Origin of the sequence: Serratia sp. 3ACOL1, from assembly GCF_003668775.1 — a bacterium.
Taxonomy (GTDB): Bacteria; Pseudomonadota; Gammaproteobacteria; order Enterobacterales; family Enterobacteriaceae; genus Chania; species Chania fonticola.
Window position 1 is genome coordinate 3,721,084 of record NZ_CP033055.1, and the last position, 24,421, is coordinate 3,745,504.

Here is a 24,421-nt window from a genome sequence, read left to right on the forward strand (position 1 = left end):
AGTGAATGACCCGTTCTGTGGCCTGCAGCCCGGCAGGCCCGCTGGAGTTAACGAACCGCGCCGTTTAACCAGAATGGCGCATGGGATAATGCCTGTTTGCGGCTGGCTTCGTACCAACCCTGACGACGCTCGGCAATGGCTGATTGCAGTTCGCGCCAGCTGTCGATATACGGCCCGGTTTCGCTATCCGGATAGGCACCAGAAAGCAGGATAAACGCCAGCACCTGGCGCGTCAGGCGTGGCAGTTGCTCTTGATATTCATCTTCATTCAGGGTGCGCGTAAAGGCTTCTTTCAGCTCTGAAGCGCTACGGCCCAGCATGATGTCGCTAAAACGCTTGAATGAACCATCCAGCTTGGCCTGCGATTTGGCATCGATAAATGGCCGCCATGCACCGGTGATCAACCACGATGTGAGTGCCAACTTACATTGCAGATACTCCGTGCCATAGCACAGCTCCTGCGGCTGGGTGTTTTTATCCACCAGCAAAGGCTCCAAAGCCGTCAGCCGAGCGCGCAGATCGGTGCTTGCCTTGCGCGGAACCAATCCGCCAAAGATCACCAACGCCTGGCGGATCAGGCCGATCGCTTCCATTACCGCGCGGCGTGCCTGCTTGTCGCCACGCAGCCACAGCTCTTCGTGATACTGCCAATGGCTCAGCGCCAGCTCGAAAGCGGCCACCATGCCCTGTTCTACAGTGGATTTAGGAGCTGGTTTCAACACGCTTAATGGGCGTAATTCACGTTCGGCATTGCCCTGCGCCAGATGATAGCCGCGAGCCGCTTTGCTGAGGCTGCCCTGGCGTAAACCACCCTGTTCCGCCAATGCGGTGGCCAATGCCAGCAAATCAGCAGTCTCACCGCTTTTCAGCTCCAGCTCCAGCTCGCATAACGGTTCGGCCAGTTCACCCGCGCGCACTTCACCCTGGTCGAGGCCAATCTCGATCTCGCTTGCGCCGTAAGTGACCACCCACTTTTCACGTACAAAGTCGGTGCGGAACAGCGGCTGCAACGCCTTTTGCAGCGGAGCCAATTTACAGCCCTCCGGCCAGATATCCGCCGGGAATTTTTTCAGCGCCAGCGCGGGTTTGGCGATGGCGACGTTATATTCCGGCCGCTGATGCAGCCCACCCACCACCGAACCAGCAGTTTTGATGGTCATTTCATAGCTATCGTCAAAACCGCGGATACGCAGGCCAATATCATGGTTGCGCAGGAAGTTGTCGGCGGTTTCATAGTAGATATTGGTCAGCTTCTGCGGCGCAGAATGCTGATTGGGCCAGGCGGCAATCCGCTCCGGTAGGCTGGCAATCGCTGCGGGGGAAACAATAAACTTCAGTTCTATTTCAACGCTCATAGTTCTTTTACACCAATAGGTTAGGCATTCGCGTGAGTCTTCACGGCGGCGGAGTCTGCCGGCCGCACTCAGCCCGACGACGCACAGTGAGAGTATCTTACCGCGATTCCCCCTGACTTGACTCTGCCAACTGCAGAAAAAACCTGTTACGTTATAGAATGCTGCGCAACTGACGGGATTTAGCATAGTAAGATAGTTCCCATTCCGGTTTTGGCGTTGCGCCGTCAGACTGAACGCTCTACTATCGTTCCATAAATCCACGCAGAAACGATGACATAATGCAGAAATTACGCCTGATTTGCCTTGCCGTGCTAAGTTTTAGCATCACTTGGGGCGCACATGCCGAAGATAAACGCTATATCTCCGATGAATTAAATACTTATGTCCATAGCGGCCCAGGTAACCAATACCGTATCGTCGGCACCTTGAATGCCGGTGAAGAAGTCACGCTGTTGAGCGTCAACGACAGCACCAGCTACGGCCAGATCCGCGACTCCAAAGGACGCAGCGTCTGGATCCCGCTGGATCAGCTGAGCCAGACGCCAAGCCTGCGCACCCAAGTGCCAGAGCTGGAACAGCAGGTGAAAACCCTGACCGACAAGCTGGCCAATATTGATAATAGCTGGAACCAGCGCACCGCTGAAATGCAGCAGAAAGTGGCTGCCAGCGACAGCACCATCAGCGGCCTGCAGCAGGAAAACCAGGATCTGAAAAATCAGCTGGTTGTGGCGCAGAAGAAGGTGAACGCGGTGAATCTGCAACTTGATGACAAACAGCGCACCATTATTCTGCAATGGTTTATGTACGGCGGCGGCGTTGCCGGCGTTGGTTTGCTGCTCGGTCTGCTGTTGCCGCACCTGATCCCACGCCGCAAGAATAACCGCTGGATGAACTGATTACCGTTTCGCCAGTTTAAGCGCCTTCGGGCGCTTTTTTATTGCCTGGCGCATCCGTTGCCTAATTGATGTAATCTGATCAAACGAACCACCTATATATACCCTATGGATTTCAAGCTGCAGCTAGGCGACAAGCTTGTTCATCCCCAGGAGCTTACTTTTGTAAGTGACTGGGGTGGACAAGCGCAGGTAACAACGCTGCAGCTTGAAAGACGACGGGTATACCGCATTTAGGAGTTAAACCGTGAATATTTACCTGGTCGGCGGTGCCGTCCGTGACACCCTGCTCAACTTACCGGTAGTGGATCACGACTGGGTGGTGGTCGGCGCAACGCCTGCCGATCTGTTGGCTCTTGGCTATCAGCAAGTGGGTAAAGACTTCCCGGTATTCCTCAACCCGCAAACTCATGAGGAATATGCGCTGGCCCGCACCGAACGTAAATCCGGCCAGGGTTACACCGGATTTACCTGCTACGCCGCCCCGGACGTGACACTGGAAGAGGATCTGCTGCGGCGCGATCTCACCATCAACGCCATGGCCCGGGGTGATGATGGAGTATTGGTTGACCCCTATAACGGCAAGGCCGATCTCGACGCCCGCCTGCTGCGCCATGTCTCCGACGCTTTTGGCGAAGATCCGCTGCGAGTGTTACGCGTGGCGCGTTTTGCCGCTCGCTTTGCCTCCCTGGGCTTTACCGTTGCCCCTGAAACCAACGCGCTGATGCAGCAGATGGCCGAAAGCGGTGAACTGGCCTCCCTGACGGCGGAACGCGTGTGGAAAGAGACCGAGAAGGCGTTACAGAGTCAGAGCCCGCAGGTGTATTTCCAGGTGCTACGCGACTGCGGAGCGTTGAAAGTGCTGTTCCCGGAAATCGACGCCCTGTTTGGCGTACCAGCCCCAGAGAAATGGCACCCGGAAATTGATACCGGCGTACACACGCTGATGACGCTGGCGATTGCCACCCAACTCAGCCCCGAGGTGGATATCCGCTTCTCGGCTCTTTGCCACGATCTCGGGAAAGGCATAACGCCGCAAGAACTCTGGCCACACCACTATGGCCATGGCCCTGCGGGCGTCAGGCTGGTAGAAAAGCTTTGCCAACGGCTGCGTGTGCCTAATCCAGTACGTGAGCTGGCGAAGCTGGTGGCGGAGTATCACGACCTGATCCACACGGTTAATAAACTGCGGCCAGAAACGCTGTTAAAACTGTTTGATGCCATCGACGTGTGGCGTAAACCGCAGCGGCTAGAGCAGATGATCCTTACCAGCGAAGCCGATGCCCGCGGGCGTACCGGTTTTGAAAACAACCCTTATCCGCAGGGCGATTACCTGCGCCAGGCCTATCAGGTCGCCAACGCGGTTTCGGTCAAAGAGGTGGTGGAAAGTGGCCTGCAAGGGCTGGCGATCCGCGACGAGGTCAAACGCCGCCGTCAGCAGGCGTTGGCGGACTGGAAGAAACAGCAAGAACCTCAGTCTTAAGTAAAAACGGGCGCAGCATGCGCCCCTACCTATCCCTCCAGCACCAACGAATCACGGCTGATTTCAGCGATACTTTTCGCCCCCGTTAGCGTCATCGCTACGCACATCTCTTTTTTGATCAATGCGAGCAGGTTTTCCACCCCAGCCTGGCCTGCAGTCGCCAGCGCATAGAGATAAGCGCGCCCAAGCAGCACACTGTCCGCCCCGAGCGCGATCATGCGCACCACGTCTAACCCGCTGCGTATCCCGCTGTCTGCCAGGATAGTGATATCGCCCTTCACCGCGTCGGCAATCATCGGCAGCGCACGGGCAGAGGAGAGCACCCCATCCAACTGACGGCCACCGTGGTTGGAAACCACAATGCCGTCGGCGCCAAAGCGTACGGCATCACGTGCATCGTCAGGGTCGAGAATGCCCTTTATCACCATCGGCCCCTGCCAGAAATCACGGATCCATTCCAAATCACTCCATGAAATCGAAGGGTCAAAGTTGGCCCCCAGCCACCCGATATAATCTTCTAATCCGGTGGGCTTTCCGAGGTAAGAGGAAATATTCCCCAGATCGTGCGGACGCCCATTCAGGCCAACATCCCACGCCCAGGCAGGATGGGTAACGGCTTGCCAATACCGCCGTTGGGCAGCATAGGGGCCACTCATTGCCGAATGCGCATCGCGGTAACGGGCGCCTGGTGTCGGCATATCCACGGTGAAGACCAAGGTGGTACAGCCCGCGGCTTTCGCCCGCTCCAAGGCATTACGCATGAATCCACGATCTTTCAACACATACAGTTGAAACCACATGGGCCGCTTGATGGCTGGCGCCACCTCTTCGATTGGACACACCGATACGGTGGAAAGCGTAAACGGAATGCCTTGTTGCTCTGCGGCGCGCGCGGCCTGCACCTCACCACGGCGAGCATACATGCCACACAACCCTACCGGACCAAGGACGACGGGCATCGCCAAAGTTTCGTTGAACAGTTTGGTTTCCAGACTGAGCGCCGACATGTTCTTAAGAACACGCTGCCTCAATGCGACCTGAGCCAGATCTTTCACGTTACGCCGTAAAGTGTGTTCGGCATAAGCGCCACCATCAATGTAGTGAAACAGAAACGGCGGCAGTTTACGTTGCGCCGCTGCGCGATAGTCCGTGGCTGCTGAGATAATCATCAAGCGATCTTCCTTGTTACAGTGAATTGTCATCAGGAAGGCGGGTAATTCGCGCCTGCCTGGCCTCATCTTCATGCAAATTCTTAATGGTGGAATGCACGAATCCCAAGTGAGATTTTGCCGCTTTACCCGCCCGTTCAGGATCGCCTGCCAGGATCGCCAGCAGCAGTTCCTCGTGCTGTTCAGTCAGCCGGGTGAAGATCGTCGGCTGGGTGTACATACGCTGGCGGCTATGCATGACGGAGGAGCGCATTAAATCGAAAAAGCCGCGCATGGTTTGCAGTAACACCACGTTGTGTGAAGCCTCGGCAATCGCCAAATGGAAGCGCACATCCGCCTGAGCGGCAAGTTCAGGATGATCGCTCTCCTGAAGCGCTAACATGGCGTCAAAGCAAGCCTGTAGCTTTTCTTTGTCTGCGGCGGTGGCTCGCATTGCCGCGTGCCAGGCGGTGCTGGCCTCAATGGCGTGGCGAGCTTCCAGAATGTCATAACGATAGTCAGGATCGTCGGCAACCAAGGTTCTCAGCGGTTCCACGATGCATTGCTCCGACCAGGGGGAAAGCTCGTCGCAGACATAGGTTCCGCCGCCACGTCGGCTGATGAGCGTTTTTTCACCAATCAGCTTTTGAATCGCCTCGCGTAAAGAGGAACGCGAGACACCCAATTCGTTGGCCAACTGGCGCTCAGCGGGCAAGCGCATCCCCATTTCCAGTTGGCGTTCGCGGATCATCACCTTGATACGCTCAACCAAGCGATCGGCCGAGCGTAGTGGATCAGTGGGTTGAAGATTTGCAGTCATGGGATCATCCAGGTCAGCCAGTAAGCCTGAAGCGTAGTAATAACCCCCACCATACAGGTGAAGATCAGGCTGTGTTTTACCGTAAAGCGGAACAGGTCAGACTCTTTCCCCACCAACCCCACGGCAGCACAGGCAATCGCGATAGACTGTGGTGAAATCATTTTGCCTGTCACTCCGCCGGTGGTGTTAGCCGCAACCAACAGCACATCCGAAACACCGATCTGCTGGGCGGTGGTGGCTTGCAGAGCGGCGAACAACGCATTGGACGAAGTGTCTGAGCCGGTCAGGAACACGCCCAACCAGCCAAGGAACGGTGAGAAAAAGGTGAACGCGCTACCGGTATGCGCCAATGCCAGTGCCAACGTTGCCGACAGGCCGGAATAGTTGGAAATAAAGGCAAAGGCTAACACCATGCCAATGGAATAAATGGGCAGCATCAACGCCTTTAGCGTTTCAGCCAGCGTGGTGAGCGCGTCTTTGGGCTTCATGCGCAGGTAAATCACAGAGGCGATCGCAGCAACCATAATGGCGGTGCCGGTGGCAGAGAACCAGTCAAGTTTGAAAACGGCGACATAAGGCGTGATGTTTGCCACCACCGGCGGCATTTTGGCCACCAGCTTATCCAGAAAAGGTACCGGAATAGAGAACACCCAATCGTACAGCGCCCCACCTTGCGCGAACAACGCTTTAAACGGCGGGATGCTCCACAAGGTGACCGTAGCGGTCAGAAAAATAAACGGCATCCAGGCGCGAATAATCTGCCCTAAAGCATAGTGTTGCTGCACCAGCGTTTGGTCGACGACCGCCCCCTCGGCATTATCAAAACGGAACAGGCGTTTTGGCTGCCAAACGCGCAGAAACAACGTCAGGCATACCAGTGAAACTAGCGAGGAGATGATGTCTGGCAACTCTGGCCCAAGAAAGTTGGAGCTGAGATACTGCGCCAAGGCAAAGCTTCCCCCCGCCACGACCACCGCAGGCCAGGTTTCTTTAATGCCGCGCCAACCATCCATAATCGCCATGATCCAGAACAGCACGATAATCGTCAGGAACGGCAATTGGCGCCCGACCATCTGGCCGATTTCAAAGCTGTCCAACCCGGTCACCTGGCCAGCAACGATAATCGGGATGCCCATAGCGCCGAAAGCCACCGGGGCGGTGTTGACGATCAGACAGAGCCCTGCGGCATACAAAGGATTGAACCCCAGCCCAACCAACAAGGCGGCGGTAATGGCTACCGGTGCGCCAAACCCGGCGGCACCTTCCAGAAAGGCACCAAAACAGAAGCCGACGATCAGCATCTGTAAACGTTGGTCGGGAGTGATAGAGAGAATGGAGGAGCGGATGATGTCAAACTGCCCGGTTTTCACCGAAATCTGGTAGACAAAAACCGCGGCAATAATGATCCAGGCTATCGGCCACAGCCCATAGAAAAAACCATAAACCACCGCAGCGAGCGCTCGGTCAATGGGCATCCGGTAGAGGAATAACGCCACCAGCAAAGCGATCCCAACGGTTAACGTTGCTGCAATATGCCCCTTGAGCTTCAGTTTAATCAGCGCCAAGAAAAAAAACGCAATGGGCAGCGCCGCAATCGCACTTGATAGCCAAATATTGCCAATGGGATCATAAACTTGTTGCCAGACTTCCATGTAGATAACTCCCGCGATTATTCACATACTCCTCCGCTTAATCGGTCGTACCAACAGGGCGAGGTCATATAATTGATAACCGATAGTTAACTTACTGTTAAAAACATGCAATGTGTCTGTTTGGGTTTTTGCCGTTTATGTGCCAGAGGTTCACATTTTTCCGGCATTGGTCGGACCAAAAGGGGGGAGGCGAAGGCAACTAAATATAAACATAGTGGGCAAAGAGCCCACTATTGGAGAGGAGAAACCGTTCGAGCTGGCGCCAGAATTAATTAATAAACACCATGTAGACCGCCGCCGCGACGATAAAGCGGTAGATGGCGAAAGGCACAAACGAGATACGCTTGATAAGCTGAAGGAAGGTCTTGATCGCGATTAGCGCTACCACAAACGCGGTGGCGAAACCGACGGCAAACATCGGCAGGTCACTGAGCGTCAGGAAGTGCAGGCTCTTGTACAGATCCAGGCCGCTGGCCCCGATCATCATTGGCACTGCCAGAATAAAGGAGAACTCCGAGGCCGCAAAACGGCTCACGCCCACCAGCATGCCCCCCGAAATGGTAGAGCCGGAACGGGAAAAGCCAGGCCACAGCGCCAGACACTGGAAGCAACCGATCAAAAAGGCCTGCCGATAGGTAATATCATCCAGCCCGACCGCGCTTGGTTTTTTCGGTTTCAGCCATTCGGCGGCCAACAGCAACAGGCCCCCGACCACTAACGCATACATCACGTTTTTCGGTTCAAATAGCGATTTGATCATATCGTGGAGCAGCAACCCCAGCGCTACCGCCGGGATCATCGCCAGCAGGATATGGCCCAACTTCAATTGCCCTGCCGTCTGCCCTTCATGAGGAACAGGTTTGCCACCAAAGTGAATGCCGATCAGGCCAAACAGACGGCGCCAGAACACCACTACCACCGCCAGGATCGAACCCAGTTGGATAATAACTTCGAAGGTTTTCGCCTTATCGCCGGTAAAACCCAGTAACTCACCAACGATAATCATGTGCCCGGTAGAGGAAACCGGCAGGAACTCTGTCAGCCCTTCGACTACCCCAAGCACGAATGCCACAAACAATGAATGCATGTCCGCCATCAGACCACTACCCCATTTCAAATTTAAGGTACAAGCACAAAAAAGCGGCAATGTTCAATACCTTGCCGCTTAAACAATTCTAGTTACAGACCAGCATATCGGTCTTTAGTTGCATATTGGTGACAACTTGTCAGGCTGGGCGCTGACCGCGTTCGATGATCACCCCTACCCGGCTGGCATGCGCGACTGCACCCGGCTTGCTGACCTTAATACGGACCCAGGGAGATTTAAAGCGCCGTAGCAAAATTTCGGATACCTCCTCTGCTACCCGCTCCACCAACGCAAAACGATTGGGCTGCACATGCTGAATGACCGCATCGCTGATATCGGCATAGCTCAGGCAATCATTCACATCATCGCTGGCGGCTGCCTGGCGGTTGTCCCACGCCATTTCGATATCGAACACCAGCTTTTGCTGAATGGTTTGTTCCCAATCATAAACGCCAATGGTGGTGATCACGGTAAGCTCTTCAATAAATACGATATCCATCACGTCATTCTCAGTTTTTGGCCTTGCCGGATACCACTTCCGACGGAATATGCGTATTATCCATAGATGTTGCGAGTAAAACGAACAATTTTAAACGGAACCGCGTTTTGACTGCTCACCACCCAGAAGGGTGAGAGTTCCCACTTCATAGAGCCGAACCTAAGCCGCATTACGCGATCCAGGATTTACCCGCTCTCCGTGGGCTAACACTGCCAGCCCGGCAGCTTTGATATTACGCGCCGCGTTGATATCACGATCATGGGTTTCGCTGCATGCCGGGCAAACCCATTGGCGAACATCAAGAGGCATTTTTGGCATGGTAAAGCCGCAACAGCTACAGCGTTTTGACGACGGGAAGTATGGGTCAATAGCAACCACGCTACGTCCCGACCATTCGCCTTTGTACCGGAGCTGGCGAACCAACTCACCCCAGCTCGCGTCGGCTATCGCTTTTGACAGGGACGGATTGCGGAGCATGTTTTTCACTTTCAAGGATTCAATGCAAACCACTTGGTTTTCGTTAATCAGTTTGCGGGACAACTTGTGCAGGTTATCCAATCGACAATCCGCTATTTTTGCATGGATACGCGCGACTTTCATGCGGGTTTTGGCACAGTTGTTTGAGCCTTTTTGTTTCTTGCTCAAACGGCGTTGTAACAACGCGAGCCGCTTCGCATATTTCGCGGTATGGCGGGGATTGTCCTGTTTGAATCCGGTATCAGTGACAAATAGCGCTTTTAAACCCACATCAATGCCGACAGTGGATGTAGTAACCGGCAGTGAGACTGGTTCAAACTCGCACAGGCAGGAAACAAAGTATCGCCCAGCGTTGTCTTTTGACAGGGTGACGGTTGAGGGTGCAGACGGCAATGGCCGCGTCCAGCGTACCTTGAGCGGCGCTTTGCTCTTTGCCATGAACAAGTTGCCATCAACGTATTTAAACGCACTAGCGGTAAATTCAGCCGCCTGCCTGTGGCGTTTGCTCTTGAATGCCGGGTATGCAGCTCGCCCTGCGAAGAAATTTTTAAACGCCGTCTGTTGGTGGCGTAGCGATTGCTGTAGCGGCACGCACGAAACATCACTCAGCCAGGAAAATTCCGGCGTTTTTTTCAACGTTGTTAGCCGGGAACTTGCTTGTGCATAGCCAATCTTTTCTTGCCGTTCCTGGAAGGCATCGGTTCGCCAACGCAGGATTGAATTATAGACGAAACGGACACACCCGAAGGTTTGAGCTAAAAGCTGAACCTGATCAGGTGTGGGGTAAAACCTGTATTTATAGGCACGTTTCATCATTTTCCAAAAGTACCGAGGTCGATGTAAAAATGCAAAAAGAAGTTAGAGTTAACACCGCCTCTTTTTTTCCCCGGTCTGAAGGCCGAGGCTTTCCGGAGGCCTGCCGATGAGTGCTACCGCGCTTGGCATGATTATCTTCGCGTATCTGTGTGGCTCAATTTCCAGCGCGATCCTGGTTTGCCGGATCGCCAGGCTACCGGATCCGCGTGAACATGGATCGGGAAATCCAGGGGCGACCAACGTCCTGCGTATCGGTGGCCGCCTGGCGGCGGCTACGGTGTTGGTGTTCGATATTCTCAAAGGGATGCTGCCAGTCTGGTTGGCCTATGCGTTCAACGTCCCACCGCTGTATCTGGGCCTGACGGCAATCGCTGCCTGTCTTGGGCATATCTACCCGGTATTCTTCCACTTCCGTGGGGGCAAGGGCGTGGCGACGGCATTCGGTGCCATTGCGCCGATCGGCTGGGATCTCACCGGCCTGATGACCGGCACCTGGCTGCTGACCGTGCTGCTGAGCGGCTATTCTTCGCTCGGGGCGATCGTCAGCGCGCTGATTGCGCCGTTCTACGTCTGGTGGTTCAAACCGCAGTTTACCTTCCCGGTAGCGATGCTCTCCTGCCTGATCCTGATGCGCCATCACGACAATATCCAACGCCTGTGGCGCGGCCAGGAAGGGAAGATCTGGGGTAAGTTCCGCAAGAAGAAAGACGGTGTTTTAGAGCAGGAAGAGCACAAAGAAGAATGATTGAAGGGCCGGGGATTCCGGCCCTTGGCTTTTACACCGCAGGCAGCTCTGCCAGCGGCCAACGTGGGCGTACGGTAACGCCCAACTCCGGGTTACCCCCGTTTTTCATTCGAACCATCCCGGCATAGGCGATCATCGCCCCATTGTCGGTACAGAATTCCGGGCGGGCATAGAAGACTTCACCACCGCGTTTTTTCATCAACTCTGCCAGCTTGCTGCGCAACGTGCGGTTGGCGCTGACGCCACCAGCCATCACCAGGCGTTTAAACCCGGTCTGCTCCAGTGCTCGTTTGCATTTGATCGCCAGCGTATCCACCACCGCATCTTCAAAAGCACGGGCAATGTCGGCACGGGTTTGATCGTCGTTGCCGTTAGAGCGGATGGTGTTGGCAGCAAAGGTTTTCAGGCCGGAGAAGCTGAAATCCAGCCCTGGGCGGTCGGTCATTGGGCGTGGGAAAGTAAAACGCCCTTCCATGCCCTGCTGCGCCATTTTCGACAACATCGGCCCGCCGGGATAATCCAGCCCTAACAGCTTGGCGGTTTTGTCGAACGCTTCGCCTGCGGCGTCGTCAACCGACTCCCCCAGCAAGGTATATTCACCGATCCCGGTCACGCTGATCAGTTGGGTATGGCCGCCAGACACCAGCAGTGCCACAAATGGAAACTCCGGAGGGTTGTCTTCCAGCATCGGTGCCAGCAAGTGGCCTTCCATATGATGCACCGGCACCGCAGGCACGCCCCAGGCAAACGCCAATGCGCGGCCAATGGTTGCCCCGACCAACAAGGCCCCCACCAGACCCGGCCCGGCGGTATACGCCACGCCATCGATATCGGTAGGCTTCAGGTTCGCCTCTTTCAGTGCGGCCTGGATCAGCGGCACGGTCTTGCGCACGTGATCGCGAGAAGCCAGCTCCGGCACCACGCCGCCGTAATCGGCATGCAGTTTCACCTGGCTGTAGAGTTGGTTGGCTAACAAACCGGCTTGATCGTCATACACTGCAATACCGGTTTCATCGCAGGACGTTTCTATACCCAATACGCGCATTACATTTCCCATCATTCACGTGCGGCCGCCAGTTTATCACAATCAACGCCATTTACCGCCAGCCTGCAGCACCCTGGCCGCCATGGTGCGCTATGTCGATGATTCACAAGGTTGCCTGCCGGGTGATTAAAAACGAGCAATTTTTTCTGATTAGTCTATAATCGGCGGCCGATGCATAATTGCGCGAGTTTGCCGGAACGCGGCGTGTTTCAATTTGCTATGGTGCTTTACAAAGCAGCATCCATTGAAGTAAAATTCCGCACCATTTTGAAAAGGCTGGCGCTTGGCCAGCAGCAAACCGAATTCTATTGAGGTGAGAGGCACATGCCGGTAATTAAAGTACGTGAAAACGAGCCATTTGACGTTGCACTGCGTCGTTTCAAGCGTTCCTGCGAAAAAGCAGGTGTTTTAGCTGAAGTTCGTCGTCGTGAGTTCTATGAAAAACCGACTACCGAACGTAAACGCGCTAAAGCTTCTGCAGTAAAACGCCACGCGAAGAAACTGGCTCGCGAAAACGCACGCCGCACTCGTCTGTATTAATCCTTCGGGGGTAACCCCACCGCGTGATTTTTTTCTTTTTCAAGAACACGCAGACCGAGTAGTTGCATACGAAGGCCGTGCTTTCCGAAAGGAATGCGCGGCTTGTTCTCGTTTATAGGCAATCGTAACAGGGGCTTATGGCTGGACGAATTCCGCGTGTATTTATCAATGACTTGCTGGCTCGCACCGACATCGTCGATCTGATCGACGCCCGGGTAAAGCTTAAAAAGCAGGGCAAGAACTATCACGCGTGCTGTCCGTTCCACCACGAAAAAACGCCTTCATTCACCGTTAATGGCGACAAACAGTTTTATCACTGTTTTGGTTGTGGAGCGCACGGTAACGCCGTCGACTTCCTGATGAATTACGACAGACTCGAGTTTGTCGAAACCATCGAGGAACTGGCCACCATGCACGGGCTGGAAGTGCCTTACGAGGCAGGTACCGGACCGACGCCAATCGAACGCCATCAGCGTCAAAGCCTATATCAACTGATGGAACAGCTCAGCGCGTTCTATCAACAGTCACTGCATCAATCTAACGGTACGCAGGCGCGCAACTACCTGCAACAGCGCGGATTGAGTGACGACGTTATCCGCCATTTTGCCATCGGCTTTGCACCTGCCGGTTGGGATAATGCGTTAAAGCGTTTCGGGCGTGATACCGACAGCCGGGCAGCACTGAACGATGCCGGAATGTTGGTGACTAACGATCAAGGGCGCACTTACGATCGCTTCCGCGAACGTGTGATGTTCCCCATCCGCGACAAACGCGGGCGGGTAATCGCTTTTGGTGGGCGCGTATTGGGCGACGGTATGCCCAAGTACCTGAACTCGCCGGAAACCGAAGTATTCCACAAGGGCCGTCAGTTGTACGGCCTGTATGAAGCGCAGCAGAGCCACGCCAATCCGCAACGTTTGCTGGTGGTCGAAGGCTATATGGACGTGGTGGCGTTAGCGCAATATGGCATTGATTATGCCGTTGCCTCACTCGGAACCTCGACAACGGCTGAACATATTCAGCTGCTGTTCCGCGCCACCGATAACGTTGTCTGCTGTTACGACGGCGACAGGGCTGGCCGTGAAGCCGCCTGGCGCGCGTTGGAAACCGCACTGCCCTATCTGAACGATGGGCGTCAGTTACGGTTTATGTTTTTGCCAGACGGCGAAGACCCGGACACCCTGGTCCGTAAAGAAGGCAAAGACGCCTTCGAACAACGAATGGAGCTGGCGCAGCCGCTTTCCACTTTCCTGTTCGAAACGTTGATGCCACAGGTCGACCTGAGCAGCCCGGATGGCCGTGCCAAACTGAGTACCTTGGCGCTACCGCTGATCACTCAGGTGCCGGGCGAGACATTACGTCTCTACCTGCGCCAACAGCTAGGCAGCAAACTGGGCCTGCTGGACGATAGCCAGCTCGACAAGCTGATGCCCAAACAGGCGGAAAATGCGAATACTTATCAGGCGCCCCAGCTAAAACGCACAACCATGCGTATACTGATAGGATTACTGGTGCAAAATCCGCGTTTGGCTACACTTATCCCTTCTCTGGAAGGGCTCGAGCAGACTAAACAGGCGGGTTTACCGCTATTTGTTGAACTGGTGCAGACCTGTTTAGCGCAGCCGGGCCTGACTACCGGCCAGTTGCTGGAGTTGTACCGAGATAACAAATTGAGCCAGCAGCTTGAAACCTTGGCGACATGGAACCATATGATCGTTGAGGAACAAGTTGAGCAACACTTTTTAGATACTCTGACGAATCTCTATGACTCGGTGCTGGAAAAACGTCAGGAAGATTTGATCGCACGTGACAGAACGCATGGCCTGAATGCAGACGAACGCAAGGAACTCTGGTCATTACAACTGGCATTGGCGAAGAAAGACTGAATACCAAACGGCTTAAGTGCCGATAAATGCGAGGGCAGAGCCCTGCAATATGCCGCCACAGTGGGCCGCGGCAACAACAAAAACGCCCCAAATGCTATTGTTGGCGGTTTCGCCGACCGACACCAACCCAAATACTCTGAAGTGTGGATACCGTCTTATGGAGCAAAACCCGCAGTCACAGCTTAAACTTCTTGTCCAACGTGGTAAGGAGCAAGGCTATCTGACCTATGCTGAGGTCAATGACCATCTGCCGGAAGATATCGTCGACTCCGATCAGATCGAAGACATCATCCAGATGATTAACGACATGGGCATCCAGGTGATGGAAGAAGCACCGGACGCCGATGACCTGCTGCTGGCTGAAAACACCAACAGCACAGACGAAGATGCGGAAGAAGCTGCCGCTCAGGTGCTGTCCAGCGTAGAATCTGAAATCGGGCGTACCACTGACCCAGTGCGCATGTACATGCGTGAAATGGGTACCGTTGAGTTGCTGACGCGTGAAGGCGAAATCGACATCGCCAAGCGTATCGAAGACGGCATCAACCAGGTGCAGTGCTCGGTTGCTGAGTACCCTGAAGCCATCACCTATCTGCTGGAGCAGTACGATCGTGTCGAGGCTGGCGAAGCACGCCTGTCCGATCTGATCACCGGCTTCGTCGATCCTAACGCGGAAGAGGACATCGCCCCTACCGCTACGCACATCGGTTCTGAATTAACCACCGAAGAGCAGGACGACGACGAAAAAGACGAAGACGAAGAAGACGAAGCTGAAGACGACAACAGCATCGACCCAGAGCTGGCGCGCCAGAAGTTTACCGATCTGCGCGATCAGTACGAAGCTACTCGTCTGGTTATCAAAAAGAACGGCCGCAGCCACGCCAGCGCAGCAGAAGAGATCCTGAAGCTGTCTGAAGTGTTCAAGCAGTTCCGCCTGGTGCCAAAACAGTTCGACTTCCTGGTCAACAGCATGCGTACCATGATGGATCGCGTTCGTACGCAAGAACGTATCATCATGAAACTGTGCGTTGAGCAGTGCAAAATGCCGAAGAAAAACTTCGTCACCCTGTTCGCCGGCAACGAAACCAGCGATACCTGGTTCGCAGCGGCACTGGCAATGGGTAAACCATGGTCAGAGAAGCTGAAAGACGTTAATGAAGATGTTCAGCGCAGCCTGCAAAAACTGCGTCAGATCGAAGAAGAAACCGGCCTGACCATCGAGCAGGTGAAAGACATCAACCGTCGTATGTCGATCGGTGAAGCGAAAGCCCGCCGCGCGAAGAAAGAGATGGTTGAAGCCAACTTGCGTCTGGTTATCTCGATCGCCAAAAAATACACCAACCGTGGCCTGCAGTTCCTGGATCTGATCCAGGAAGGCAACATCGGCTTGATGAAAGCGGTAGACAAGTTTGAATACCGTCGTGGCTACAAGTTCTCAACTTACGCCACCTGGTGGATCCGTCAGGCTATCACCCGCTCTATCGCCGACCAGGCACGTACCATCCGTATTCCGGTGCATATGATTGAGACTATCAACAAGCTCAACCGTATTTCGCGCCAGATGCTGCAAGAGATGGGCCGTGAGCCAACGCCGGAAGAGCTGGCCGAGCGTATGCTGATGCCAGAAGACAAAATCCGTAAGGTGCTGAAGATCGCCAAAGAGCCGATCTCCATGGAAACGCCGATTGGTGATGATGAAGATTCACATCTGGGCGATTTCATCGAGGATACCACCCTCGAGCTGCCACTGGATTCTGCCACTTCTGAAAGCCTGCGTTCTGCCACGCACGACGTCCTGGCTGGCCTGACCGCACGTGAAGCGAAGGTGCTGCGTATGCGTTTCGGTATCGATATGAACACTGACCACACGCTGGAAGAAGTGGGCAAACAGTTCGACGTTACCCGTGAGCGTATTCGTCAAATCGAAGCCAAAGCGTTGCGTAAACTGCGCCACCCAAGCCGTTCAGAAGTACTGCGTAGCTTCCTGGATGACTAAGGTTTAACGACCTCGTAAGAACCCCGGCTCGCCGGGGTTTTTTTATGCCTTATTTTAACGCCAGGAATAGCTCGCGGTAACTCTCGGTAAGCTGCTCCAGCGTGGCACGATTCAATCCGCTGGGATTAGGCAATACCCACACCTCGGTTTTACCCAGCATCATCTCCTGACGCCCCCAGGCCGCATTACGCACGCCAAACGCACTGCTGAACGCCTGTTTTCCCAGGATCGCCAAAGCACGGGGTTGGTAACGCAGGATTTTTTCTTTTAACGCCTCCCCACCACCGCGAAGTTCATCACGTGAAAGTTCACTAGCCGCCACCGTTGGGCGCGCGACCAGAGCGGTGATCCCACAACCGTTATCTTGCAGTTGTAGCCACTGTTCCGGTGCCAACTGGCGATCGGTGAAGCCCGCCTGATGGACCACCTTCCAGAAGCGGTTACTGCCATTGGCAAAGGGATAGCCCTGATGGGCAGAGGAAAGGCCAGGATTGATGCCGCAGAACACCACCTGTAGGTTTGGCGCCAAGAGTTCCATGAGTATCACCAGTCCGTTAAAAAGAATTAACAGCGGTTATCGCAAAATCTGCCTGCAATTACAACAGGCTAGAACTGTGCATAAAAACATCATATGGTTTTATGGGTGTAGACCTGCATCCCATGATTACCGTATAATCACGCCGCCTGGCCCCTTAGCTCAGTTGGTTAGAGCAGGCGACTCATAATCGCTTGGTCACTGGTTCAAGTCCAGTAGGGGCCACCAAATTTTTACTGTAAAATCATATGATTAAGCCACTTCTCGCGAGGTGGCTTTTTTGTTGGTATATCAACCTGTGCCCCCCTTTTCGTCCCCCAGTGAGGCAAAATTGTGAGCGATTGCATTTAATTAATATTCTGCAAACTCAAATCTTATCTGAAGCATTACCGGCTAATATCTGCCTTGCGAGCTATATCTATCCGAACTAGAATCGGAGCGTAAACCACGAGGCTTTCAACATGACGAAAAAAACAACGCATAGTCACACCACTAAAACTCAAATCTACCGTGCCGTTGCCAGTTCAACCGCCATCGAAACAGGCATTTCTGTGCAAAAAATTGAGCAGCAACTCAAACAAAATCAGGCTCAGGCTAAAGCTGTTGGCCTCGCTCGTTAATCTGCTCACCAATTGCATCATAGGACTATAGTTGCCAGATATACCTGACTGAACAGCTAAGATATCAAAAAGCAAACGCGATAAACGCCCATTTCCTTCCCGAAAAGGATGGGTAAGAATAAATTCCACATAGCATTCAGCGCTACAAAGCGACTCCTGGCAGCGATTCGCACTATTGAAGGTTAATACTTTTCAAACAGATGTCTTGCACCAGCAAGGTTCGTATCAGACATTCATTAAAACGCGATATTTTATCATAATAATGAAAGCATCTTATAATATATCCTTTCATTATCAATTTGGTTAGGCTTATCTTGTAAGAAAATCAAGGCACGGCCTAACCCATCTGCCTGTAACCAATACCCATCAAACTGACTATGGGTGTAATTTAGCAATCCCCATGCAGGATCTTCAATCTGAACCCAAACATTATTAATCCCTTTGAATATAACAAAATGCCCATACCCTAATCTATTGAGGTAGAGTATTGATGGTGAGTGTAGCTCTTTCAGTTGCTGGGGGCTTATCTTGACACCTAGAGTTTCTATACCAAGAGCTTTAGCTACATGAGCTAAATCTACAAATGAGTATTCCGGTTTTATTTTTATCAGAGCTAATAACTCAGCCTCTGTTTTGTTTACTGAATAATTCCTTTTCAATATACTTGAGATAGAGGCTATACCACAGGTGCTATCAAACTGTTGCCTATCTACCCCTTGAAACCTACGTTCTAAGTACGAACTATTAGCACAGCAACTTGAGATCAATATGAGTAAAAAGATAAACAACCGCGTCTTTTTAATAAACACCATTAAATGACTCCAGCCCATGAAAGAATAATGCGCATTACGAATAAAAAAGGTAGCATCAGGTAGGTCATATATAAATCCACAAAAGACTTCAATGACAATCTGTTAGTATTATTTAGACATTGAATAACCAGACCAAAAAATACAAAAAGACAAATAACAAAGAAAACCGATTTAGCAGCACTATAATAATATACCGTATAACTGAGAACACCTGTTGCGATAGCCAAATAGACCTTTTTTGATTTTGCTATATTCTTGTTGAATGCGAAAACACCAAAAAAAGCAAAAATGATAAAAGCATTGACCAAAAACCACATCAGCGTGCCCCCCTTATTATTTCATTTACCTGTATATGCTGTGACAGCTACTGCATCCCCCACTGCCCCCCCAAAGGCAGCGTTTAATCCACCATACGCACTGGTTCCAAGAGCAACCCCTGCCATACCTCCCGAAATACCGCCTAGAACGTTTCCTGACGCGCCCATGACAAAACCCGCCCCAGCACTAATTCCTGCGCCGGTCCAATTTATTGGCCGATTTGCGCTGACATCCGCGGCAATGGAAGTGGCCGCACCACCGACACCACCAATAACACCGGTGATTACGGGCCCCATTTTCCCTTTTGTTTCTTCAAGTTCTTCTATATTGAGCCGTTTGAATGTTTCGTATTGCAATATGCTGATACTACTATTTACCTCCGCATTTTCAAGACGGTTTTCCATCGCAATACATGAAGCAGAAAACAAAGTTAATATCGATATCACTGATAGTGTATATTGTTTATATGTCATCACATTCCCTCTATATTTTATAGGTAGCGCTAAAAGATAGGGTTGAGTTATTATTACCGCCTACACCTCCTTTTACATTTATGTTTCCTATAATATTTGGCATAAGATTAATTGATGTACCGAGAAGCAATGATGTATTCGCCGTAATTTCCTTTTTCTTTGCATAAGGTTCATCAGCATATATATAATCTTTCGACACCCCCCAATTTACATTCACTTCGGGGTTAACAGCGAAGATAATATTACCAGTGGTAGTATAGGCTCTATACCCTGTCGAGAACCTCTCTTTAGATATGCCATCCAAGTACCCCAGAGAAAAGCTTAATACAAGAGGGTCGTAAATCCAGTTCATAGATGAACCTATAACATAACTATTGATGTCCCCATTTTTGATATTCAACCCACCATAAAAAACGGTATAATCCGATAAACGATAAAATTGATAGCTTCCTCCTAGGCCAACTCCATTAAAAGAATATTTATTCGACGTTACACTAGAACCATTTTCCGTTACATATCGCGTATTCATCCATTGGCCGTTGAGAGTGGCCGCAAGAGATAATTGATTAGTCAGCCCATACATGACCGTGGTATAACCGGAAACCCCATTATTCTCTTTCTTATAGGAAAGCGAAGTACGATCGATGGTGAAGTTGCCTGGCGATATTTGATTAATGTAATATGCAGGTGAGGTTCCTTTGTCGCTACCATTAAGAATGTTTGTTCCGGCACTTATCGACCATTTCTTTTTGGCAGGGAAGAAATCCTCAATTTTGAGCATTGATTTTGGGCTTTCTGCTTGGTGGGTTGAAGACACTTCAGCTGCCTGAGTTGAAGCAGCCACTCCTATCCCTGTCATTACTGTTACACAAACGATTCTTGAAATCATAATGATAATCATTCCGATTGACTATTTTTTGATACTGCAACCGTGAAAGTAAAATGTCAAGAATTTAATATGACTGTGTACGTTTTTTTCCTGCAATGCACAAGGGGCAACGCATGCAGCATCGCCCCTTGGTTTCCATCCCACCAGCCATCCCCCCTATTGCGGCTTCTGCTGAACCTCTTTCCACAACTTCAGCGCCAGCAACACCAATCCCCCCGCCCCCAGAACCAGCAGGAGCCAGAGCAGACCTTTCTTCCACATGCTGGCCTCTTCTGCGGCATCCACCGCGCTCAAACGTTCGGTGCCACCCAGAGTTACTTGGGATTGCAATCCAGCTTCTGGCAACGCATCGGCATCTATAGTTTTACGCAGCTCTGCCGGGATCAGGCTATCTAAAGGGATAGCCTGAGGTTGGGCGGCTTTATTTCCCCACGCCAACACGAATGGCGTGGTTCCCTGGGCATTGAATATCAAGGTTTGGCTGTCGCGCTGGGCCGAGACTTCCGGCAGTGAATCGCCCCATTGCTGGTTGATACCTTTCAAGCGGATACCCTGCACCAGCAAGCCGTTCATAGGGATTGCCTCTGCGGTGCGGCCATTCACCGAGAACACCACCTGTTTGGTCAGGGGGTGCCAACTGTCACTAGCTGCGCTGCGGTAATCGATCTCGAGTGGCAGCACCGTATTCCCCTGCGTCGGCCGAATGCTGATATTGTTCAAGGGCTGAGGATTCGGCCAACTATATTCCGCCTCACCAGCCGTAATGGCTTTTTGGTTGACGGTCAGGCCGATCCTTTGCTGTTCGGTGTGTCTGGAAGCCGCAATCCCCTGCACTGACTGGATCTTCAAATCAGGGGCCGTTTTGGCATCGTTGAACACCAAGAGCAAATAACGAGGTCTGGCATAGTCATCAAGATCGATGGTATCCAACAGCAACCGATCGCTGCCGGAAACCAGATCCATCAAAGGCACATCCTCAGCGCTGCTCGACCAGTCTTTTAAGTCGCTGCTATGAAACAGGCTAACGCGGGTCTGCCAATTTTCGGGCAGACGCTCCCAGGCCAGTTTCAACTGGGTCAGGCGGGGATAGTTGCCCTCATGCTGCGGGATCTCCAGCAGATAGGTGTTCCCCATTGGCTGGTCGCTATCCACAGGCAAGGTCACTTCAACACCACCCGCGGATTTTAACGAAATCACCTGTTGTTCCTGATTAGTGACCCTTTTACCCTTCATCGGGAACAGGCGCAGAGGGAAAGTCTGGCTATTCTCCTGAGTGGTGACGTTCGCAGCCAGCGCAAAGGGGACAGCCTGCCCCTGATTGTTGAACACCCGCACATCGCGCAGATCCGGCCAAACGCTCTCGGTATACACGGCCTCAGGCAGTTCAACACGGAAAAACGGTGCGCTACCTTCAGTGGTTAGCGATATGCCATAGGCAAAGTCTTGCGGTTTTTCAGCCACCGGCTCCGCATGGGCCGCACCAGCCAGACAAAGCGATCCCAGCAGCAACCAGTTATTCAGTTTTACTTTCATACATTCCCTCGTTCGCTTGCCACATTGGGTTCCTTACCGCGCACCGCTTTGGGTGGCAATGGAGAAAAATATCCCACGATCAACACCAGTATCGCCACGCCGATAAACGCGATGGCACGAGCCAATCCCCCACCCCGAGCGCTATCAACCAGCATCAATTTAACAATGACGATACCGAGCAACGCCGCACCGCCAAACCAGACCTCACGTTGTCCACGACGGGTTGATAACACCATGACGATCAGCGCTATCAGCATCCACAGCAAAGCGAAGGTAGTCTGCACCAGACGGGAGCCCCAGAGCGTATCGGCCCGCCAGGCAATATCGGCGTAATAGGCCAGCGCACGCAGGACCGCCCCATTGCCCCACCAGAACAGCATCGCGAGGGTGAACAGCGGCAGCGCCAGTTTCAGCAATGCGGCAAATTGCGGGTATTCCCGCCGGACAAACAGCCCCAGAGTCACCAGAGCCAAGAGTGCAAAACCAGCCCCCTCTTCCAACGGGTTCAACAACGGTAAATAACGCCAGCCTATACTGACCCCATCAAACACGTTGCCTACCAGCAACAGCAGCAGAGCCAACGCCGCCAATGGGGCCAGGGCAATCGCCCCATACAGTTGACGATGTTCGGCAAACGGCCAGCATCCTTTGCGCAGCGCACCATGTGTAGCCAAGATGATCAGGGAGAGGAAGCCCATTTGCAGGCCCAGCTGCCATTCATCCATACCCCACGGCAAGCGCATCGTGCGCCAAAAAACTTCATAACCCAGCGCAAACACCACCATCCAGAACAGCGACAGGTGTAATCCTTGCTGCAGGCGCAGTAACGGCAGAGAGCCTGCTTCGCGCTTCAGCAGCCAGTACGCCACCGGCAAGGTCAGTAACCAGACCAGATTCGGCCAGCCGAAGAACAATAAAGAATCAAAGTCGACTAATTGGAACAACAGCATGGCCAACATGCCCGGCCACAGCAGCCAAATGCTATAACGCAGTTCGAGCCAGGCCAACCTTTGTGCCACCCAATGCCACAGCACTACGGATAGCGTCAACAAGGCCAACGCCAGGAAAGCCCCGTAGCCATAATCAAGCGGCAATCGCCCGGCAAAACCGAGCAGGCAAACCAGCCAGAGCAGGATCCCACCAGCCAGGAAGGACCGGCTAACCACCAACCTGAATGCAGCATCGCTCTCCAGATCGCGCCAGAGGAATGCCACCACGAGCCAAGTTAATGCCAGTACGGCGAACACAAGCGTGAAGGAGAGCGTCGTCATTCCAGCGCCAAGAGCGACCAGGGCGGAAACCAAGGCCAGCACCAACAGGCCAGAACCGCTGAGGCTCATGCGGATTTGCTTTTGTTCACGACCAAGCCACAGAATGCCCAACCCTTCCAGCGCCCAAGCCATGGATGTCCACTCAGCAGACAGTGCCAATGGGATCGCCAGCGTAGTGAACACTCCGCCCAGCGCCAAACCGGAAACCGCCAACATGCGGCCCAGGGATGGGTAGCGCTTCAATGCGGCCCAGGCCAGTAACAGGTAAGCCAAACCGAAGCCCAGCGCCGAGAAGGCCGGGCCAAACTCCCACTGGCGAACGATCAGATACTGCATGCCAAAACCGATTAACGGCGGGCCAAACAGCAGCACTCCATCGATAATCTTCTCGCCAGGCAACTGTGCACGTAGAGTCAAAGCCAGGCATAGCACGCCAAAAATCACGATATTGGCAATCAGGAACAGCTGGCAGCCCAGGTAGTATTCCGGCAGGTAGTTGTTAACTCCCCACAGCCCGGCTACGCCAAAGGAAAAAACAAAACCCAACAGGTTAAGTGGCCGCCATGGCTGCCAGACGCTGATCGCCAGAATGCCCAGCGAGAGCAGCAGATAATAGGAGAATAGCGCGATATGACTACCGCCACCGGTGGACAGCAGCAACGGTGAAAGATAACCGCCAATGCTGGCAAGCATCGCCAGGCTGAGGGCGCGCTGCAATACGGCCAAGCCCACGCTGGCGGCGCAGATCACCAGCATCAGGCCAAATGCCAGCATATGTGGCAATAGTTGATAAAGCCGGAAGGCACCAAATACGGTGATATAGAGCGCGCCAACCGCGCCCCCTTGCAGGATCAGGGCATACATCGTCTGTTTAACACGCAGACGCCAGCCAAACCACAGTAAAACGCCGCTCGCCACCGCCGCGCCCATTAACCTGAACTCAATAGGCAGCATGTCGCGTTCAACGGTGTATTTCATCAGGTAGGCCAAACCGAAGAACAGCAGCAAGACACCCAACTTCGCCAGCGGGTTACCTTGCATAAACCAGCCCACCAGCCCGCTGAGCAGGTCGTTTTTCGGCTGCTGCGGCTTATCAATGGCAGGTTTATCAGTAATAGGTGGGCGAGGAATGGTTGTTACTGGTGCGGCTGGTTTTGGATCTGCGGGCTCCCATGGCGATATAACCGGAGGGGTAACGGCCATGTCAGTTGCGGGTTTAACGGCAGACTGTTGTGCCGCGTGCGCCGCAAAGTCATGCGTTGTCTTCGCAGCCACAGGTTGCACCTGAGAAACGGGCGTTGGCGTTGGCCGCGATCTCCCGGTTTCCTCGAAGCGGAGATCATCCACCTGTTTTTGCAACTGGGTGATGGTCAGTGTCAGTTGGGCAATTTCCCGCTGGTTGCGGTTGCCACGGCCGAGCGATACCACCACTGAAATGGGTAATACCACCAGGCACAGGAACAACGCCAAACCAGCGATAAATATCAATCCATCCATGGTGCACCTTTAGATCATTTATCGTGGCATC

General features: G+C 53.0%; 21 protein-coding genes, 1 tRNA gene and 1 pseudogene. 8 read left to right on the forward strand and 15 right to left on the reverse strand.

Annotated features, from left to right (window positions below):
• Positions 1 to 47: 47 nt before the first annotated feature.
• Positions 48 to 1,355, reverse strand: a complete 1,308-nt coding sequence (locus D9980_RS16715; RefSeq protein ID WP_121607893.1) for an inorganic triphosphatase — start codon at positions 1,353 to 1,355, stop codon at positions 48 to 50.
• A gap of 278 nt (positions 1,356 to 1,633) precedes the next feature.
• Between D9980_RS16715 and D9980_RS16720 the strand changes: the two genes are divergently transcribed.
• Both D9980_RS16720 and D9980_RS16725 read left to right on the forward strand, forming a co-directional pair.
• Positions 1,634 to 2,251, forward strand: a complete 618-nt coding sequence (locus D9980_RS16720) for a TIGR04211 family SH3 domain-containing protein (RefSeq protein WP_021179496.1) — start codon at positions 1,634 to 1,636, stop codon at positions 2,249 to 2,251.
• Between the two features lie 244 nt (positions 2,252 to 2,495).
• Positions 2,496 to 3,731, forward strand: coding sequence for a multifunctional CCA addition/repair protein (locus D9980_RS16725; protein WP_121607894.1), 1,236 nt, complete (start codon positions 2,496 to 2,498; stop codon positions 3,729 to 3,731).
• A gap of 29 nt (positions 3,732 to 3,760) precedes the next feature.
• Here D9980_RS16725 and lldD read toward each other — a convergent pair whose 3' ends face one another.
• From lldD to D9980_RS16760, 6 genes are all read right to left on the reverse strand, one after another.
• Positions 3,761 to 4,900, reverse strand: a complete 1,140-nt coding sequence (lldD, locus tag D9980_RS16730; RefSeq protein WP_121607895.1) for an FMN-dependent L-lactate dehydrogenase LldD — start codon at positions 4,898 to 4,900, stop codon at positions 3,761 to 3,763.
• A 16-nt stretch (positions 4,901 to 4,916) separates the two neighbouring features.
• Complete coding sequence (lldR, locus tag D9980_RS16735) at positions 4,917 to 5,699, reverse strand: transcriptional regulator LldR (RefSeq protein WP_121607896.1); 783 nt, start codon at positions 5,697 to 5,699, stop codon at positions 4,917 to 4,919.
• Entirely contained in the window at positions 5,696 to 7,351 is a 1,656-nt protein-coding gene (lldP, locus tag D9980_RS16740; protein ID WP_121607897.1) for an L-lactate permease, read from the reverse strand. Before lldP ends, lldR begins: the two co-directional genes overlap by 4 nt.
• 268 nt (positions 7,352 to 7,619) lie before the next feature.
• A complete protein-coding gene (gene bacA, locus D9980_RS16745; protein WP_071682113.1) occupies positions 7,620 to 8,447 on the reverse strand; it encodes an undecaprenyl-diphosphate phosphatase in 828 nt (275 codons plus the stop codon).
• Between the two features lie 130 nt (positions 8,448 to 8,577).
• Entirely contained in the window at positions 8,578 to 8,937 is a 360-nt protein-coding gene (gene folB, locus D9980_RS16750) for a bifunctional dihydroneopterin aldolase/7,8-dihydroneopterin epimerase (RefSeq protein ID WP_024483059.1), read from the reverse strand.
• 159 nt (positions 8,938 to 9,096) lie between these two features.
• A complete protein-coding gene (locus D9980_RS16760; protein ID WP_202913998.1) occupies positions 9,097 to 10,227 on the reverse strand; it encodes an RNA-guided endonuclease TnpB family protein in 1,131 nt (376 codons plus the stop codon).
• 109 nt (positions 10,228 to 10,336) lie between these two features.
• Between D9980_RS16760 and plsY the strand changes: the two genes are divergently transcribed.
• Positions 10,337 to 10,975 carry a glycerol-3-phosphate 1-O-acyltransferase PlsY gene (gene plsY / locus D9980_RS16765; RefSeq protein ID WP_021179487.1) on the forward strand — a complete coding sequence of 213 codons (639 nt, stop codon included), beginning with the start codon at positions 10,337 to 10,339 and terminating at the stop codon, positions 10,973 to 10,975.
• A 31-nt stretch (positions 10,976 to 11,006) separates the two neighbouring features.
• Here plsY and tsaD read toward each other — a convergent pair whose 3' ends face one another.
• A complete protein-coding gene (tsaD, locus tag D9980_RS16770) occupies positions 11,007 to 12,020 on the reverse strand; it encodes a tRNA (adenosine(37)-N6)-threonylcarbamoyltransferase complex transferase subunit TsaD (RefSeq protein WP_121607899.1) in 1,014 nt (337 codons plus the stop codon).
• Between the two features lie 324 nt (positions 12,021 to 12,344).
• Here tsaD and rpsU point away from each other — a divergent pair, with 324 nt between their 5' ends.
• From rpsU to rpoD, 3 genes are all read left to right on the forward strand, one after another.
• The gene (gene rpsU, locus D9980_RS16775; RefSeq protein ID WP_001144069.1) at positions 12,345 to 12,560 is read left to right on the forward strand and encodes a 30S ribosomal protein S21; all 216 of its coding nucleotides are present in this window, start codon (positions 12,345 to 12,347) and stop codon (positions 12,558 to 12,560) included.
• Positions 12,561 to 12,697: 137 nt separating this feature from the next.
• Positions 12,698 to 14,446 carry a DNA primase gene (gene dnaG / locus D9980_RS16780; RefSeq protein WP_021179484.1) on the forward strand — a complete coding sequence of 583 codons (1,749 nt, stop codon included), beginning with the start codon at positions 12,698 to 12,700 and terminating at the stop codon, positions 14,444 to 14,446.
• A gap of 157 nt (positions 14,447 to 14,603) precedes the next feature.
• Positions 14,604 to 16,442, forward strand: coding sequence for an RNA polymerase sigma factor RpoD (gene rpoD, locus D9980_RS16785; RefSeq protein WP_024528266.1), 1,839 nt, complete (start codon positions 14,604 to 14,606; stop codon positions 16,440 to 16,442).
• A 49-nt stretch (positions 16,443 to 16,491) separates the two neighbouring features.
• Here rpoD and mug read toward each other — a convergent pair whose 3' ends face one another.
• The gene (gene mug / locus D9980_RS16790; RefSeq protein ID WP_024483062.1) at positions 16,492 to 16,980 is read right to left on the reverse strand and encodes a G/U mismatch-specific DNA glycosylase; all 489 of its coding nucleotides are present in this window, start codon (positions 16,978 to 16,980) and stop codon (positions 16,492 to 16,494) included.
• A 148-nt stretch (positions 16,981 to 17,128) separates the two neighbouring features.
• Between mug and D9980_RS16795 the strand changes: the two genes are divergently transcribed.
• A tRNA-Ile gene (locus tag D9980_RS16795) sits at positions 17,129 to 17,205 on the forward strand.
• Between the two features lie 233 nt (positions 17,206 to 17,438).
• Positions 17,439 to 17,597 carry a hypothetical protein gene (locus tag D9980_RS27045; protein ID WP_238393648.1) on the forward strand — a complete coding sequence of 53 codons (159 nt, stop codon included), beginning with the start codon at positions 17,439 to 17,441 and terminating at the stop codon, positions 17,595 to 17,597.
• A 3-nt stretch (positions 17,598 to 17,600) separates the two neighbouring features.
• On the opposite strand, the pseudogene D9980_RS27050 reads toward D9980_RS27045, so the two are convergent.
• The 6 genes and pseudogenes from D9980_RS27050 to D9980_RS16830 all read right to left on the reverse strand — a co-directional run.
• Positions 17,601 to 17,738 (reverse strand): annotated as a pseudogene (locus D9980_RS27050) (Fic family protein); the annotation flags it as partial.
• Between the two features lie 113 nt (positions 17,739 to 17,851).
• Complete coding sequence (locus D9980_RS16805; RefSeq protein WP_121607901.1) at positions 17,852 to 18,409, reverse strand: C39 family peptidase; 558 nt, start codon at positions 18,407 to 18,409, stop codon at positions 17,852 to 17,854.
• Positions 18,410 to 18,747: 338 nt separating this feature from the next.
• Positions 18,748 to 19,200, reverse strand: coding sequence for a hypothetical protein (locus D9980_RS16815; protein ID WP_162304283.1), 453 nt, complete (start codon positions 19,198 to 19,200; stop codon positions 18,748 to 18,750).
• A 10-nt stretch (positions 19,201 to 19,210) separates the two neighbouring features.
• The gene (locus D9980_RS26870) at positions 19,211 to 20,089 is read right to left on the reverse strand and encodes a hypothetical protein (protein ID WP_202913961.1); all 879 of its coding nucleotides are present in this window, start codon (positions 20,087 to 20,089) and stop codon (positions 19,211 to 19,213) included.
• A gap of 156 nt (positions 20,090 to 20,245) precedes the next feature.
• Positions 20,246 to 21,622 carry a DUF3999 family protein gene (locus tag D9980_RS16825; RefSeq protein ID WP_121607904.1) on the reverse strand — a complete coding sequence of 459 codons (1,377 nt, stop codon included), beginning with the start codon at positions 21,620 to 21,622 and terminating at the stop codon, positions 20,246 to 20,248.
• Positions 21,619 to 24,390 (reverse strand): DUF2339 domain-containing protein, encoded by a 2,772-nt coding sequence (locus D9980_RS16830; RefSeq protein ID WP_121607905.1) that lies wholly within the window; start codon positions 24,388 to 24,390, stop codon positions 21,619 to 21,621. The genes D9980_RS16825 and D9980_RS16830 overlap by 4 nt, the downstream gene beginning before the upstream one ends.
• Positions 24,391 to 24,421: the final 31 nt, after the last annotated feature.